This window comes from Variovorax sp. GW821-FHT10C12 (genome assembly GCF_059415405.1).
In genome coordinates this window covers 2,252,524-2,267,264 of the sequence record NZ_JBWKNE010000001.1, presented here as the reverse complement: position 1 = coordinate 2,267,264, position 14,741 = coordinate 2,252,524, and the positions used below count along the sequence as shown (strand labels likewise).

The 14,741-nt window shown below is 68.1% G+C and carries 17 protein-coding genes; 10 read left to right on the top strand and 7 right to left on the bottom strand.

Annotated elements, in window-relative coordinates:
* Positions 1-11: 11 nt before the first annotated feature.
* From AC07OH_RS10850 to AC07OH_RS10840, 3 genes are all read left to right on the top strand, one after another.
* The gene (locus AC07OH_RS10850) at positions 12-569 is read left to right on the top strand and encodes an RNA polymerase sigma factor (protein WP_495300610.1); all 558 of its coding nucleotides are present in this window, start codon (positions 12-14) and stop codon (positions 567-569) included.
* A gap of 60 nt (positions 570-629) precedes the next feature.
* On the top strand, positions 630-860 hold the full coding sequence (locus tag AC07OH_RS10845; RefSeq protein ID WP_139703102.1) for a hypothetical protein: 231 nt from the start codon (positions 630-632) through the stop codon (positions 858-860).
* A gap of 146 nt (positions 861-1,006) precedes the next feature.
* Positions 1,007-2,632: a phospholipase D family protein gene (locus AC07OH_RS10840; RefSeq protein WP_495300609.1), complete on the top strand. Its 1,626-nt coding sequence runs from the start codon at positions 1,007-1,009 to the stop codon at positions 2,630-2,632.
* A gap of 12 nt (positions 2,633-2,644) precedes the next feature.
* Here the strand turns inward: AC07OH_RS10840 and AC07OH_RS10835 are convergent, their stop codons facing one another.
* From AC07OH_RS10835 to AC07OH_RS10820, 4 genes are all read right to left on the bottom strand, one after another.
* Entirely contained in the window at positions 2,645-3,151 is a 507-nt protein-coding gene (locus AC07OH_RS10835; protein ID WP_492676563.1) for a murein hydrolase activator EnvC family protein, read from the bottom strand.
* Positions 3,152-3,264: 113 nt separating this feature from the next.
* Positions 3,265-3,753: a CreA family protein gene (locus AC07OH_RS10830; protein WP_492676564.1), complete on the bottom strand. Its 489-nt coding sequence runs from the start codon at positions 3,751-3,753 to the stop codon at positions 3,265-3,267.
* Positions 3,754-3,764: 11 nt separating this feature from the next.
* The gene (locus AC07OH_RS10825) at positions 3,765-4,316 is read right to left on the bottom strand and encodes an NUDIX hydrolase (RefSeq protein ID WP_489058528.1); all 552 of its coding nucleotides are present in this window, start codon (positions 4,314-4,316) and stop codon (positions 3,765-3,767) included.
* 19 nt (positions 4,317-4,335) lie between these two features.
* Entirely contained in the window at positions 4,336-5,037 is a 702-nt protein-coding gene (locus AC07OH_RS10820) for a fumarylacetoacetate hydrolase family protein (protein ID WP_099790369.1), read from the bottom strand.
* A gap of 164 nt (positions 5,038-5,201) precedes the next feature.
* Between AC07OH_RS10820 and AC07OH_RS10815 the strand changes: the two genes are divergently transcribed.
* Genes AC07OH_RS10815 through pgeF form a run of 3 tightly spaced genes read left to right on the top strand, consistent with a single transcriptional unit; the run spans position 5,202 to position 7,559 of the window.
* Positions 5,202-6,116 carry a tetratricopeptide repeat protein gene (locus tag AC07OH_RS10815; RefSeq protein ID WP_495300608.1) on the top strand — a complete coding sequence of 305 codons (915 nt, stop codon included), beginning with the start codon at positions 5,202-5,204 and terminating at the stop codon, positions 6,114-6,116.
* Positions 6,117-6,150: 34 nt separating this feature from the next.
* Positions 6,151-6,789: a maleylacetoacetate isomerase gene (gene maiA, locus AC07OH_RS10810; protein WP_095745808.1), complete on the top strand. Its 639-nt coding sequence runs from the start codon at positions 6,151-6,153 to the stop codon at positions 6,787-6,789.
* A gap of 14 nt (positions 6,790-6,803) precedes the next feature.
* Positions 6,804-7,559 carry a peptidoglycan editing factor PgeF gene (gene pgeF, locus AC07OH_RS10805; RefSeq protein WP_495300607.1) on the top strand — a complete coding sequence of 252 codons (756 nt, stop codon included), beginning with the start codon at positions 6,804-6,806 and terminating at the stop codon, positions 7,557-7,559.
* Here the strand turns inward: pgeF and AC07OH_RS10800 are convergent.
* The gene (locus AC07OH_RS10800; RefSeq protein ID WP_492696806.1) at positions 7,491-7,799 is read right to left on the bottom strand and encodes a hypothetical protein; all 309 of its coding nucleotides are present in this window, start codon (positions 7,797-7,799) and stop codon (positions 7,491-7,493) included. The two genes, pgeF and AC07OH_RS10800, sit on opposite strands and share 69 nt — an antisense overlap.
* A gap of 126 nt (positions 7,800-7,925) precedes the next feature.
* On the opposite strand from AC07OH_RS10800, the gene phaC reads away from it, so the two are divergent.
* Both phaC and AC07OH_RS10790 read left to right on the top strand, forming a co-directional pair.
* A complete protein-coding gene (gene phaC / locus AC07OH_RS10795; RefSeq protein WP_495300606.1) occupies positions 7,926-9,698 on the top strand; it encodes a class I poly(R)-hydroxyalkanoic acid synthase in 1,773 nt (590 codons plus the stop codon).
* A gap of 61 nt (positions 9,699-9,759) precedes the next feature.
* Positions 9,760-10,938 (top strand): acetyl-CoA C-acetyltransferase, encoded by a 1,179-nt coding sequence (locus tag AC07OH_RS10790; RefSeq protein ID WP_062480264.1) that lies wholly within the window; start codon positions 9,760-9,762, stop codon positions 10,936-10,938.
* 108 nt (positions 10,939-11,046) lie between these two features.
* On the opposite strand, the gene AC07OH_RS10785 is transcribed toward AC07OH_RS10790, so the two are convergent.
* Together AC07OH_RS10785 and AC07OH_RS10780 are read right to left on the bottom strand one after the other, a co-directional pair.
* Positions 11,047-11,271 (bottom strand): hypothetical protein, encoded by a 225-nt coding sequence (locus tag AC07OH_RS10785; RefSeq protein WP_495300605.1) that lies wholly within the window; start codon positions 11,269-11,271, stop codon positions 11,047-11,049.
* A 493-nt stretch (positions 11,272-11,764) separates the two neighbouring features.
* Complete coding sequence (locus AC07OH_RS10780; RefSeq protein ID WP_489058520.1) at positions 11,765-12,676, bottom strand: LysR family transcriptional regulator; 912 nt, start codon at positions 12,674-12,676, stop codon at positions 11,765-11,767.
* Between the two features lie 149 nt (positions 12,677-12,825).
* On the opposite strand from AC07OH_RS10780, the gene AC07OH_RS10775 reads away from it, so the two are divergent.
* Both AC07OH_RS10775 and AC07OH_RS10770 read left to right on the top strand, forming a co-directional pair.
* Positions 12,826-13,809 carry a Bug family tripartite tricarboxylate transporter substrate binding protein gene (locus tag AC07OH_RS10775; RefSeq protein WP_495300604.1) on the top strand — a complete coding sequence of 328 codons (984 nt, stop codon included), beginning with the start codon at positions 12,826-12,828 and terminating at the stop codon, positions 13,807-13,809.
* Positions 13,810-13,844: 35 nt separating this feature from the next.
* Positions 13,845-14,735 carry an HTD2 family dehydratase gene (locus AC07OH_RS10770; RefSeq protein ID WP_495300603.1) on the top strand — a complete coding sequence of 297 codons (891 nt, stop codon included), beginning with the start codon at positions 13,845-13,847 and terminating at the stop codon, positions 14,733-14,735.
* Positions 14,736-14,741 lie beyond the last annotated feature (6 nt).

The window sequence follows — 14,741 nt, the reverse complement described above, 5'->3', positions numbered from 1 at the left end:
GGCGACGCACCATGTCGCACGCCTGCCTGTTGCCCCGCGGCGATGCCGCGGGAGCCGCCCCTGCGCCACCGGATGTCCAGCAACTGCTGGTGGCGCACTACGCGCAACTGCACCGGCGGCTGTCGCTGCACCTGGGGTGTGCGGACGCCGCCACCGAAAGCCTGCACGATGCCTGGCTGCGCCTGGGCGAGGCCGCCTTCACGGACACCTTGCAGAACCCCGTGGCCTACATCTTCCGCGTGGCCTGCAATGCGGCGATGGACCGCCTGCGCGCCGAGCGCCCCTGGCAGTACGCCGGCGAGGCGGAGGACACGCTCGCGCAGGTGGCCGATCACGCGCCGGGGCCCGAGCTGATCGCCGAGGCGCGCTCCGACCTGAAGGCGGTCGAACGCGCGATGCAGGGGCTGCCGCACCGCCACCAGGACATCTTTGTGGCCTTGCGTGTGCACGAGCTGACGCGGCACGAGGTGGCGGTGCGGCACGGGCTGTCGCTCCGGCGGGTGGATTCCACGCTGCGCCAGGCGATGCAACGCCTGCCGTCGGGTCGCCGGTCAGGCATGCATGTCTAGGCGGTCTCTTTTGTATGCAATGTTTGCAAATGAAAACTAAAGGCCTATGATGAATTCATCATGGAATCGGCCCGACTCGATCTCCACGTTCCAGACGGCTGGACGGGATGGTTCGAACTCACGCGCACGCCGAAGGGCACTTACGCCGGCATCGCGGCGCTGAGCCTGGACGGCATCACGCGCTGCGCCCTGGTCATCACGCAGCAGCTGTCGTGGGACTCGGCCGTGGCGCGCGCGAACGTGCGCGCGGAGCATTTCGTGCGCCAGTGGTCGCCCGAGCGCGGGCACTGACACGCACCGGCGGGGCATTGAAAGCGCGCCGGCGCCGCGCATGGTAGAAACCGCCACCCGTGGGCGCGGTCGTGCACCGCGCCGCGCGGCAGCGGTGTCTTTCTCCCTTCGCTCCGTGCCCTTGCCCTCCCCATTTCCTGTCGTTCATGCAGAACCTGTTTGCCCGGGCTGACGTGCCGCGCGCCCGGTGGTTCGCCTGGCTGCTGTGCAGCCTGGCGATGCTCGTGCTCGCCGGTTGCGCCGGCCTGCCGACCGAGGTGGTGCGCAAGCCCTCGAGCGCCATCACCGACGGTGCGGACACCACGCTGGGCCGGCTTGTGCGCGCTGCCGCGCCGCCTGGCGAGCCGCTCAGCGGCTTTCGCCTGCTGCCGATGCCGCAGTTCTCGCTGCATGCGCGCATCGAGCTGGCGCGCCGCGCGCAGCGCTCCATCGACGTGCAGTACTACCTCGTGCAGAACGACGAAACCGGCCGCTACCTGCTGCGCACGCTGCGCGACGCGGCCGACCGCGGCGTGCGTGTGCGCCTCCTGGTGGACGACCTGTACACCGCCGGTGCCGACCCGCTGTTCACCAGCTTTGCCTCGCACCCGAACGTCGAGGTGCGCCTGTTCAACCCGTTCCCGGCCGGGCGCTCGCGCTTCGGCACGCGCTGGGCGTGGTCGATCCTGGACTTCGACCGCGTGCACCGCCGCATGCACAACAAGCTGTTCGTGGTCGACAACACGATGGCGGTCATGGGCGGGCGCAACATCGCCAACGAATACTTCCTGCGCGACGGCGGCTCCAACTTCATCGACATCGACACGCTGGTGGCCGGCGCCGTGGTGCCGCGGTTGTCGTCGCTGTTCGACATGTACTGGAACAGCCCCTACGTGTACCCCATCGAGTCGCTGGTGCCGCGCGGCGGCGAGTCGGCGCAGGCGCTGCGCGAGCGCTTCGACCGGCTCACCACGGGGCCTGAGACGCTGCACCCCGAAGAGCCCGAATCGACCGACCTGCTGGGCCACAACCCGCTGGCGAAAGACCTGAACGCCGGCAAGCTCGCGTTGAGCTGGGCGCGCGCCGAGGCGTATGCCGACGCGCCCGCCAAGGCGCTGGCGCCCACCGACGAAGGGCGCGGGCTGCCGGCCGACCAGGCGACCGACAGCGTGCTCTACAACGTGCAGCGCTACCTGCGCGGCGCGCAGCACGGGGTGCTGCTGACCACGCCGTACCTGATCCCAGGGCGGGGCGGCATGGAGACGATGCAGATCGTGCGCGGCAACGGCGTGGGCTACACCATCGTCACCAACTCGCTGGCGGCCACCGACGAGTCGCTGGTGCACATCGGCTACCGGCGCTACCGCGCGCAGATGCTGCGCCTGGGCGTGGAGTTGTACGAGCTGAGCCCCAAGCGCGTGGAGCAGACGAAGCGCTTCGGCATCTACGGTTCGGCCAGCGGGCGGCTGCACGGCAAGTCGGCTGTGATCGACCAGCAGGTGGTGTTCGTCGGCTCGATGAACTTCGATCCGCGCTCGGCGTTGCACAACACCGAGATCGGCATCTTCATCTTCAGCCCGCAGATCGCGCAGCAGCTGACCAGCCTGATCGGTTTCATGCGGCTGGACGGCGCCTACCAGCTGCAGCTGGGGCCGCGCGGCGGCATCGAGTGGGTGAGCCCGGCGTCAGGCGACGGGGCGGACACCATCCTGCACACCGAGCCCGAAACCCATTTCTGGGCCCGCTGGCGGCTGGAGCTGCTGGCGCCGCTGGTGCCCGAAAGCCTGCTGTAACGGCTTTTACGTTTACTGCTGCAAACGGCCGTTGAGGTACGGCTCGGGATCGACGGCGGTGCCGTTCTTGCGGATCTCGAAATGCAGCTTCACGCGGTCGGCGTCGCTGTTGCCCATCTCGGCGATCTTCTGGCCCTGGCGCACCACGGCGCCTTCCTTCACGAGGATGGTCTTGGCGTGCGCGTAAGCAGTAAGAAAGGTCTCGTTGTGCTTCACGATGACCATGTTGCCGTAGGAGCGCAGCTCGCCCCCCACGTACACCACGCGGCCGTCGGCCGAGGCCACGATGGGGTCGCCCAGGTTGCCCGCGATGTCCAGGCCTTTGTTGCGCACGCCGTCGAAGCGGCCCACGGTGGTGCCGGCGGCGGGGCGGATGAAGAGCGCCTGGCGCGGCGGCTGCGGCGTGGCGCCCGGCACGGGCTGCTGCGGCTGCGTGGGGCCGGGCGTGGTACAGGCGGCAATGCCCCCGGCCACGAGCAGCGTGGCGGCGGTACGTAAAACAAAAGTCTGAAGGTGCATGACGCTGTTGGAACGGATTCGTTGCGGAGGGTTCCGTCGAAGGCCGACACCTCGGTGTCGGCCGCTCGGACGATGCTAGCAAACTCGCATCGCCGAGCCCTTCAGCAGCCCCTTCACTTCAGCGGGATCGGCGTGCCGCGATCGACCGGCACGGCCGTGATGCTGTTCTTGGGCGACCCGTCGATCAGCAGGTCGGAGTAGGTCAGGTAGACCAGCGTGTTGCGCTTGGGGTCGACCATGCGCACCACGCGCAGGCGCTTGAAGAGCACCGACAGGCGTTCGGTGTAGACCTCTTCGCGCTTGGGCAGCGGCTGCGTGATGCTCACCGGGCCGACCTGGCGGCAGGCGATGGAGGCTTCGGCCTTGTCCTCGGCCACGCCGAACGCACCGGCGATGCCGCCGGTCTTGGCGCGCGAGACATAGCAGGTGACGCCATTGACCTTGGGGTCGTCGTAGGCCTCGACCACGATCTTGTGGTCGGGGCCGATGAGCTTGAAGGCCGTGTCGACCTCGCCGACCGTGTCCGCCTTGGCCGCCGAAGCCGCGAGTGCGAAGCCGAGGCTGGCGCCACAGAGGAGGGTGGCGCGCAGGGTCTTGAGCATGGGGAAATTTTTCAAACGATGCTGAGTTCGTGGACGCGGTCGAAGCTGCCGCGCTTGCGGTCTTCGAAGAAGTGTTCGAGCGCCTGGCGCACGGTGCGAAAGGCGATCTCGTCCCAGGGAATTTCTTCCTCGGTGAACAGGCGCGCCTCGATGGTTTCGTGGCCCGGGTCGAAGCGGTCGTCGAGCAGGCGCGCGCGATAGAACATGTGGACCTGGCCCACGCGCACCACGCTGATCACGGCGAACAGGCCCTCGATCTCGAAGTTCGCGCCGGCCTCTTCATTGGTCTCGCGGGCCGCGCCCTCGGCGGTGGTTTCCTCGAGCTCCATGAAGCCCGCGGGCAGCGTCCACTTGCCCCAGCGCGGCTCGATGTTGCGCTTGCACAGCAGCACCTTGTCGCCCAGCACGGGGATGGTGCCCACCACGTTCAGCGGGTTCTCGTAGTGGATCGTGTGGCAGGCCGGACAGACGGCGCGCTCTTTGGTGTCGCCGTCGTCCGGCACGCGGTAGACCACCGTCGTGCCGCAGTTCTTGCAATGCTTGATGGGTACGCGAAGAAACATGAAGCGGGACCGCCTGGCGTCAGACGATCTTCACGGTCAGCGCGGGCAGGCCGGCCACCTGGCCCACCAGCGTGTCGCCGGCCACCACGGCCGCGACGCCCTCGGGCGTGCCCGTGAAGATCAGGTCGCCGGGCTGCAGCTCCCAGGCCGCCGACAGGTGCTCGATGGTCTCGGCCACGTTCCAGATCAGCTTGCTCACGGTGCTGCGCTGGCGGTCTTCGCCGTTCACCTGCAGCGAGATTTCAGCCTGCTCGGCGTTGCCGGCCTGTGCCACGGGCACGATCGGGCCGATGGGCGCGCTCTGCTCGAAGCTCTTGCCGATGTCCCAGGGGCGGCCCTGCTTCTTCATGTCGTTCTGCAGGTCGCGGCGCGTCATGTCCAGGCCCACGGCGTAGCCGTAGATGTGCTTGTGGGCGTCGGCCGCCTTGATGTTCTTGCCGCCGGTGCCGATGGCCACCACGAGCTCGATCTCGTGGTGCAGGTTCTTCGTGAGCGTGGGGTAGGCCATGCTGCCGGTCTGGCCCGCATCGACCGTCACCAGCGCGTCGGCCGGCTTCATGAAGAAGAAGGGCGGCTCGCGGCCGGTGAACCCCATTTCCTTGGCGTGATCTTCGTAGTTGCGGCCCACGCAGTAGATGCGATGCACCGGAAAGCGGGCGGGCTGACCGACGACCGGCACGGAAACGGTGGCCGGCGGGGCAAAAACAAACTCGGAAGCCATGGGAAGGTGTCCTTTTTCAGCGAAACGGGAGGGGAGACCGGCAGTGTGCCAGAGGCCGCACGGGCTTGCCGGCACGCCGGACTCGGGATTTTGCGGCGGCCCACAATAGGCGCTTCTGCGCGTTTCCCCGACCCCTTTTCCTCCTCGTTCTCCCTCGCTTCACCATGCCCATCCGACTCGGCAAAGCCGGCAAGGCCACCGCCTTCAACGAACTCGGTCGCGAACGCGACGATGCCGGCGACCAGGAAGGCGCGCTGGCCGCCTACGCGCAGGCCAGCGCCATCCATCCCTGCTGGGCGGCGCCCTGGTACAACGCCGGGCTCATCCACAAGTACCGCGGCGACTGGGCCGCGTCGTTGCAGGCCAACGCCCGCGCCGTGCAGTGCGAGCCGGGCAACGAAGGCGCGCTGTGGAACCTGGGCATCGCGGCCACCGCGCTGGGCGACTGGCCCACGGCGCGGCGTGCGTGGCGGCAGTACGGCATCGGCATCCCCGAGGGTGAAGGGCCGGTCGACTATTTCGTCGGCCTCACGCCGATCCGCGTGCACGGCGACGAAGGCACCGAGGTGGTGTGGGCCGACCGCATCGACCCGGCGCGCGCCATCCTGCGCAACGTGCCCACGCCCGCCTGCGGCCACCGCTACGGCGACCTGGTGCTGCACGACGGCGCGCCCAACGGCTACCGGCTGCGCGGCGAGCGCGAGGTGCCGGTGTTCGATGCGCTGGAACTGATTGCGCCGTCGGCGCACGCGACCTACGAGGTCTCGGTGGAAGGCGTGAGCTCGGAGGACATCGAGGCGCTGGTGGAGCGCTTCAAGGCCGCGGATGGCTTCGCCGAGAACTGGACCGACAGCATGGAGATGCTCTGCCGCGCCTGCTCCGAAGGCCGCCCTTTCGGCGAGGGCCGGCACAACCACGGCGCCGACGAGGCGCCCGGCACGCTCGGGCCGTGGCGCCTGGGCATTGCCTCGCGCGAGGAGGCCGCCGCGCGTGAGCTGCTCGATGCGTGGCAGCAAGAACACCCCGAAGCCCGGCTGCACGACTTCCGCTGCGTGCTCCCGGCCACACCCCGCTCCTGAAGGTGAAATCCAAGGGCGCTATCCTCGAGAAATCATGAAGCTGCATAACTATTTCCGCTCCTCCGCCTCGTTCCGTGTCCGCATCGCCCTGAACCTCAAGGGCCTGGACTACGACTACGTGCCCGTGCACATCGCACGCGGCGAACACCGCACCGGCCCGTACTCGGCGATCTCGGCCGACATGCTCGTGCCGCTGCTCGAAGACGAAGGCGAGCGCTTCTCGCAGTCGATGGCCATCATCGAATACCTGGACGAAACGCACCCCGAGCCGGCGCTGCTGCCGACCGATCCCGTGGGCCGCGCCCACGTGCGTGCGCTGGCGCAGTCGATCGCCTGCGAGATCCATCCGCTGAACAACCTGCGCGTGCTCAAGTACCTCGTGAAGGAACTGAAGGTCGACGACGAAGCCAAGAACACCTGGTACCGCCACTGGGTGCGCGACGGCCTGTTGTCGTTCGAGCGCCAGCTCGCTCAGCACCCGGGCGGCACCTACTGCTGGGGCGACACGCCCACGATCGCCGACTGCTGCCTCGTGCCGCAGATCTTCAACGGCCGCCGCTTCGACTGCGACTTCAGCGGCCTGCCGCGCACCATGGCCGCCTTCGACGCCTGCATGAAGCTCGACGCCTTCCAGCGCGCACAGCCCTCGCAGTCGCCCGACGCGGAACCCTGAGCCGGCACGTCGCGATGAATCCGCAATGGCTGGTGCCCGAGTGGCCCGCGCCGCCGAACGTGCGCGCGCTGTGCACCACGCGCGACGGCGGCGTGTCGACCGGGCGCTATGAGAGCCTGAACCTCGGCGACCACGTGGCCGACGACGCCGCGCTCGTCGCCGAGAACCGCCGGCGGCTGCAACAGGCGATCGGCACGCGGCCGGTGTTCCTGCAGCAGGTGCATGGCACGGGGCTCGTGTCGCTCGACGAGGCCGTGCCCGACGGCACCGTCGCCGATGCCTGCACGGCCGCGACCTCCGCGCGCGCCTGCACGGTCATGGTGGCCGACTGCCTGCCCGTGCTCTTCAGCGACGAACGCGGCCACCGCGTGGCCGCCGCGCATGCGGGCTGGCGCGGGCTGGCCGGCGGCGTGCTCGAGCAGACCGTGCGCGCCTTCGCGCAACACGACGGTGGCGCGCCGCGCCTCATGGCCTGGCTCGGCCCCTGCATTGGCCCGAAGGCCTTCGAGGTGGGGGCCGAGGTCAAGGCCGCCTTCGAGGCGCAGTCGCCCGAGGCGGCGTCGTGCTTCACGCCCGCGGCGGCCGAAGGCAAGTGGCTGGCCGACCTGCCCGCGCTCGCGCGTCAGCGGCTGCGCGCAGTGGGTGTCGCGTCGCTTCACGGCAACGACAGCGGCGATGCGTGGTGCACCGTCACGCAGCCGTCACGGTTCTTTTCGCACCGGCGCGACGGCGTCAGCGGGCGTTTCGCCGCGCTGGTCTGGAAGGTCTGAAGCCGCAGCCTCCGCGGCCGCGCGACGGGCGGCTTCCTGGGCCTGCGCCTCGCGTTCCTTGATCGCCCGCCGGCGCGCCGGCGTGGCCATCAGGTAGATCACCAGCGCCACCGGCGCGAGGCCGTAAAGAAGAAATGTGAAGATGGCGCCCAGCACCGTGCCCGTGGTGTTGGTGGCCTCGGCCACCGCCATCATCACGGCCACATAGAGCCAGCCGATCACGATCAAATGGATGAACACAGGCGCAGACGTTTTGTTTCAAGGGATTAGTGAAAGCGCGGCGTTGTGAGTGCCTTGCGAATGCAGCATACTCAAAACACGCAAGCCATCCGTTCGTATCGACCCAGGCCACGGCCAGGAGACATGATGAAGCAACAAGACACGGGGGCCGATGCGTTCGCGCCCTTTCAAAAAGCCCTCACGCAGGGCTGGACCCAGGCCATGGAGGCTTTCCAGAAAGCTGGGGGCCCAGGTGGTTCCGCCGCTTTCGACGTCGGCGGCACGCCGCTATGGCAATTGCCACAAATGGCGCAATTCCCGGGCGCAGCCGCCATGCCCGAGCTGCCGAAGTTCTCCATCGATCCCGAGCAGCTGCAGTCCATCCAGCAGCAGTACCTGAGCGACGCCACCGACCTCTGGCGCCGCGGCTTCGGTGCCCGGCCCGAGGGCGACAAGCGCTTTGCCGCCGAGGCCTGGGGCAGCAACCCGATGGCGGCCTTCTCGGCCGCCGTGTACCTGCTCAACGGCCGCACCATGATGCGCATGGCCGAGGCCATCGACGCCGACGACAAGACCAAGGCGCGCCTGCGCTTCGCGGTCGAGCAGTGGATGGCCGCGGCCTCGCCCAGCAACTCGCTCGCCTTCAACGCCGAGGCGCAGAAGAAAGCCATCGACACCCAGGGCGAGAGCATCGCCAAGGGCATCCAGAACCTGCTGCACGACATGAAGCAGGGCCACGTCAGCATGACCGACGAGAGCGCCTTCGAAGTGGGGCGCAACGTGGCCACCACCGAAGGTGCCGTGGTGTTCGAGAACGCGTATTTCCAGCTGCTCGAATACAAGCCGCTCACCGCCAAGGTGTACGAGCGGCCGTTCCTGCTGGTGCCGCCGTGCATCAACAAGTTCTACATCCTCGACCTGCAGCCCGACAACTCGCTCATCCGCTATGCGAACGAGCAGGGCCACCGCGTGTTCGTGGTGAGCTGGCGCAACCCCGACGAGTCGCTGGCCCAGGCCACCTGGGACGACTACATCGAGAACGCCGCCATCAAGGCGATTCACACGGTGCAGGAGATCAGCGGCAGCAAGCAGATCAACACGCTGGGCTTCTGCGTGGGCGGCACCATCCTGAGCACCGCGCTGGCCGTGCTCGCGGCGCGCGGCGAAAAGCCGGCCGCGTCGGTCACGCTGCTGACCACCTTCCTCGATTTCAGCGACACCGGCATCCTCGACATCTTCGTGGACGAGCCCATGGTGGCGTACCGCGAGATGCAGCTGGGCAAGGGCGGCCTGCTGCCCGGCGGCGACCTGGCCTCGACCTTCAGCTTCCTGCGCCCGAACGACCTGGTGTGGAACTACGTGGTCGGCAACTACCTCAAGGGCGAGACGCCGCCGGCCTTCGACCTGCTGTACTGGAACAGCGACGCCACCAACCTGCCGGGCCCGTTCTACGCCTGGTACCTGCGCAACACGTACCACGAGAACAAGCTGGCCAAGCCGAATGCGCTCACCGTCTGCGGCGAGAAGGTCGACCTGGGCAAGATCGACATCCCGGCCTACATCTACGGCTCGCGTGAAGACCACATCGTGCCCATCGGCGGCGCCTACACCTCCACGCAACTGCTCACGGGCAAGAAGCGTTTCGTGATGGGGGCCTCGGGCCACATCGCCGGCGTGATCAACCCGCCGGCCAAGAACAAGCGCAGCCACTGGCTGCGCGAGGACGGCAAGTTTCCCAAGACCCAGCCCGAATGGCTGGCCGGTGCGCAGGAGCAGCCGGGCAGTTGGTGGACCGACTGGGCACAATGGCTCAAGGGCCACGCGGGCAAGCAGATCCCCGCGCCCAAGGGCTACGGCAACGGCAAGGCCTACAAGGCCATCGAACCGGCGCCGGGACGCTACGTGAAGGCCAAGGCCTGAACGGGCGCCAGCTCCCGCAAGATCGCAACCGATTTCAAATCACCTCAACGGAGAGAACCTCATGGAAGACATCGTCATCGTTTCGGCTGCGCGTACGGCGGTCGGCAAATTCGGCGGCTCGCTCGCCGGCATTCCCGCCACCGAGCTGGGCGCCCTCGTGATCAAGGAAGTGATCGCGCGCGCCAACCTCACGGCCGACCAGGTGGGCGAGGCCATCATGGGCCAGGTGCTCGCGGCCGGCGCCGGCCAGAACCCCGCGCGCCAGGCTTGGCTCAAGGGCGGCGGCACCAAGGAAACGCCGGCGCTCACCATCAACGCCGTGTGCGGCTCGGGCCTGAAGGCCGTGATGCTGGCGGCGCAGGCCGTGGCCACGGGCGACAGCGAAATCGTGATTGCCGGCGGCCAGGAAAACATGAGCATGGCGCCGCACGTGCTGCCCAACTCGCGCAACGGCCAGCGCATGGGTGACTGGAAGCTGGTCGACACCATGATCGTCGACGGCCTGTGGGACGTGTACAACCAGTACCACATGGGCATCACGGCCGAGAACGTGGCCAAGAAGTACAACATCGACCGCGCCTCGCAGGACGAACTGGCCCTGGCCAGCCAGACCAAGGCCGCCGCCGCACAGGACGCCGGCAAGTTCAAGGACGAAATCGTCGGCGTGAGCATTCCGCAGAAGAAGGGCGACCCCATCGTCTTCAACCAGGACGAGTTCATCAACCGCAAGACCAACGCCGAAGTGCTGGCCGGCCTGCGCCCCGCCTTCGACAAGGCCGGCGGCGTGACCGCGGGCAATGCCTCGGGCCTGAACGACGGCGCCGCCGCCGTGATGGTCATGACGGCCAAGAAGGCCGCCGCCCTGGGCCTGAAGCCGCTGGGCCGCATTGCCAGCTACGCCACCGCCGGCCTCGACCCGACCATCATGGGCATGGGCCCCGTGCCGGCGTCGCAGAAGGCGCTGCAGCGCGCCGGCTGGAAGGCCGCCGACCTCGACCTGCTCGAGATCAACGAAGCCTTCGCTGCGCAAGCTTGCGCCGTGAACCGCGAAATGGGCTGGGACGTGAACAAGGTGAACGTGAACGGCGGCGCCATCGCCATCGGCCACCCCATCGGCGCGTCGGGCTGCCGCATCCTGGTGACGCTGCTGCACGAAATGCAGCGCCAGAACGCCAAGAAGGGCATCGCTTCGCTGTGCATCGGCGGCGGCATGGGCGTGGCGCTGACGATCGAGCGCTGAGCCTGATCACCGGGTGAACCGGTACGGGGAGGGGAGGCAGGGGCTCTGCAAGGGCCGCTGCCTCCCCTCCCTTTTTTGTGCGCGCTGTTTGCGGGTTTCGCCTGCGGATTACTTCGACCGGTCCGAAGCCACGAGGTCCCAGGCCAGGCCCGCGAGCCAGCCGATGCCCACCAGCCACGCGCCGGCGTGCACCGTGTCGATGTCGGCGGGTGCCAGCCAGTGAACCCCTAGGGCGATCAGCAGCCCGGCAACGGCGCCGAGGCAGGACCAGGGGGAACTGAGGGCTTCGAGCATGTCAGGGCGACTGTAGCGGCCTTCTTTCGCGCCTCGCATCGACCCGGTTCGGCGTGCTGAGAACCTTTGGATTCATTTGGGCGACGGTCACCCGACTGGCTGACGCTCTTGTTCACCGCTTAAAAATTGAGCAATGTGTGGAATCCCTTTGTAAAACAACAACTTACATTCGTTTTACAAAGCTCCACCCCAGTTACCCCCAAAGTTGCCCACAGAAAGTGGGGATTGAAGCGGACTTCTTCACAACCGGCCGCAAGTCGTTGGTTTCAAAGGGCGGCCTAGCACAGGCCACCCCCTGTTTTTTCGCTTGACTTTCCTGTTTTAGAGCCATTTTTGGACCCATCGGTCGCCAGACTTGTGCACTGCAAAAATTTTAAGCAGACTAACTATTCCCCTTATAAAACAACGACTTGCAATCGCTTTACAACGCTGCCCCTGACTTACCCCCAAAGTTGTGCACAGAAAATGGGGAAGACATCGGGTTTCTCACAAGCCGCCTGCAAGTGCCTGTTTTTGGCCGGAAATCGGGCGGTCAGCCGGTTTCAGCCTGCGCCTCGGCGTAGTGCTTGCACAAGGTCTCGACCAGCGCCTGGGCGTACACGGGCAGGGCGGCGCGGTCGCGCACGAGCAGGTAGCGCTCGCGCACGCACCACGGGTCGCTGAGCTCGACCAGCGCGAGCCGCATGCTCTCCTGGTTGCGCCGCGCGGCCGACTCGGGCACCACGCCGATGCCCACGCCGCTGCCGATCATCCGGCACATGGCGTCGAAGCTGCCGAGCTGGATGCGCAGCTTCTGGCGCTTGCCCAGGTGGTCGGTGATCTGCCCCAGGAAGGCCTGCAGCGTGCTGCCCTGCTGCATGCCGATGGCGTCTTCGTCGAGCGTCTCGGCGAACGAGATGCGGCGGCGCCGCGCAAAGCGGTGCTGGCGCGAGGTGACGAGCACCAGCCGGTCGGTGCTGAAGTGGATGGTGTCCAGGCCCAGCGTGTCCATCTGGCCCGCGACGATGCCGATGTCGGCGCGCCCGTCGCGCACGCCACGGGGGATCTGAGCATTCGGTTTTTCCTGAAGGTCGACGTTGATGCGCGGGTTGGCGGCCAGGAAGCCGGGCAGGATCTCGGGCAGGAAGTCGGTCACCGCCGTGGTGTTGGCGAACACGCGCAGGTGGCCGCGCAGGCCGCCGCCGTACTCGAGCAGGTCGGCGCGCAGCTGGTCGGCCTGGTGCAGCACCAGCCGGGCGTGGTGCAGGAAGGCCTCGCCCGGCGGCAGTAGGCGCACGCCGCGGGCCTCGCGCTGCAGCAGCTGCAGGCCGGCCTGGGTCTCGAGCGCCTTGATGCGCGCGCTGGCCGCGGCCAGCGACAGGTGCTGGCGCTCGGCCGCCCGCGTGAGGTTGCCGAGTTCGGCCGTGGCCACGAACAGGCGCAGGTCGGTGAGGTCGAAGAGCATGGGGCGATGGTAGTCAAGCCTTCGGAATTTCAGAAGCCTGGGTTCCGAAATCGCAGATTGCGCAGGCGGGGCGGGCAGAAGACCATGCGGCGATGGAGACACAACACAAGCCAACCGCCAGCGGATTAAAAGTCCGCTGCTCTGCCCCGATGAGATTCCGCGCCCGCGCGCTGCTCGCCTTCGGACTCACCGCCACCGCCTTGGTGGCCACCAACCCGGCCACCGCCCAGACCTATCCCTCGCGCCCCATCACGCTCGTCGTGCCCCAGGCCGCGGGCGGCACCAACGACATCGTCGGCCGCCTCGTCGGCCAGAAGCTCGGCGAGGTGTTGAACAACGCCAGCGTGGTGGTCGACAACCGCCCCGGCGCGGGCGGCAACATCGGCACGCAGCTGGTCGCCAAGGGCCCGAAGGACGGCTACACGCTGCTCATGACGATCAGCAGCAGCCAGACCATCAACCCCGCGCTCTACAAGAACCCGGGCTTCGACCCCGAGAAAGACTTCAAGCCCGTCGGCCTGATCGGCGCCGTGCCCAACGTGCTGCTGGTGAACCCGTCGTTCCCCGCGAAGAACTTCGCCGAATTCCTGAAGCTGGCGCGCGAGAAGGGCGCCAACTACCAGTACGCCTCGGCCGGCAACGGCACGCTCAACCACCTGCTGGGCGAAATGCTCAACAGCATGGGCGGCATCTCGATGCAGCACGTGCCGTACAAGGGCGTGGCGCCCGCGCTCAACGACGTGCTGGGCGGGCAGCTGCCGATCGTGTTCGCGAGCCTGCCTTCGGCGCTGGCCCACATCAAGGCCGGCAAGCTGCGCGCGCTGGCCGTGAGCGGTGAGAAGCGCTCGCCCGTGCTGCCCGACGTGCCCGCCATCGCCGAGCAGGTGCCGGGCTACAACGGCACGCTGTGGATCGGCCTGTTCGCGCCCGCGGGCGTGCCCGCCGACGTGCTCGCCACCCTGCAGGACGCCACGCGCAAGGCGCTCGCGGCCAAGGACCTGCGCGACAAGCTCGACCAGCAGGGCGTCGAGATCGCCGCGCCCACCTCGCCCGAGCAGTTCTCGGCGCTGCTGCATGCCGACCTCGCCAAGTGGGCGCGCATCGTCAAGGCCTCGGGCGCCGCGGTCGACTGACCCCGCCACTCATCCTTCTTCCCGACACACACGACATGACTTCTCCCCTGATCGACGCCGAAGCCCTCGCGCACCTGCAGGCCTGGCAGGGCCGCACCGAAACGCTGCGCGACGACCTCACCGCCGCGCCCGTGCGCGGGCTGTCCGCCACGCTCGACCGCGACGACCCGCTGCCCGAGGCGGGCACGCGCCTGCCCGCGCTGTGGCACTGGCTCTACTTCCTGCCGCACCACCGCCAGTCGGAGATCGGCGAAGACGGCCACGCGAAACGCGGTGGCTTCCTGCCGCCCGTGCCGCTGCCGCGCCGCATGTGGGCCGGTGGCCGGCTGACGTGGGAGCCGGGCAATCCGTTGCAGGTGGGCGATGCGGTCGAGCGCACATCGACCATCGCCTCGGTCACGCACAAGGCCGGCCGCACGGGCGAGCTGGTGTTCGTGCTGGTGCGCCATGAGGTGCGCAACGCGCGCGGGCTCGCACTCACCGAAGAACACGACATCGTCTACCGCGCCGCCGCCGCACCCGGCGAGGCCGCACCATCGTCCACGCCCGCACCGAAAGACGCCGCCTTCAGCCGCGACCTCGTGCCCGACGACGTGCTGCTGTTCCGCTATTCGGCGCTGACCTTCAACGGCCACCGCATCCACTACGACCGTCGCTACGTCACGCAGGTCGAGGGCTACCCGGGCCTCATCGTGCACGGGCCGCTGATCGCGACGCTGCTGGTCGACCTGCTGCGCCGCAACGCGCCGGCCGATGCGCAGCTCGCGCGCTTCGAGTTCCGCGCCGTGCGCCCGACCTTCGACATCGCGCCGTTCCGCGTGCACGGCAAGCCCGCCGAAGGCAGCACCGACGGCAAGACCTTCAGCCTGTGGGGCGAAGACGCCGACGGCTGGCTCACGATGCAGGCCACGGCCGTGCTCGCCTGACGCAAG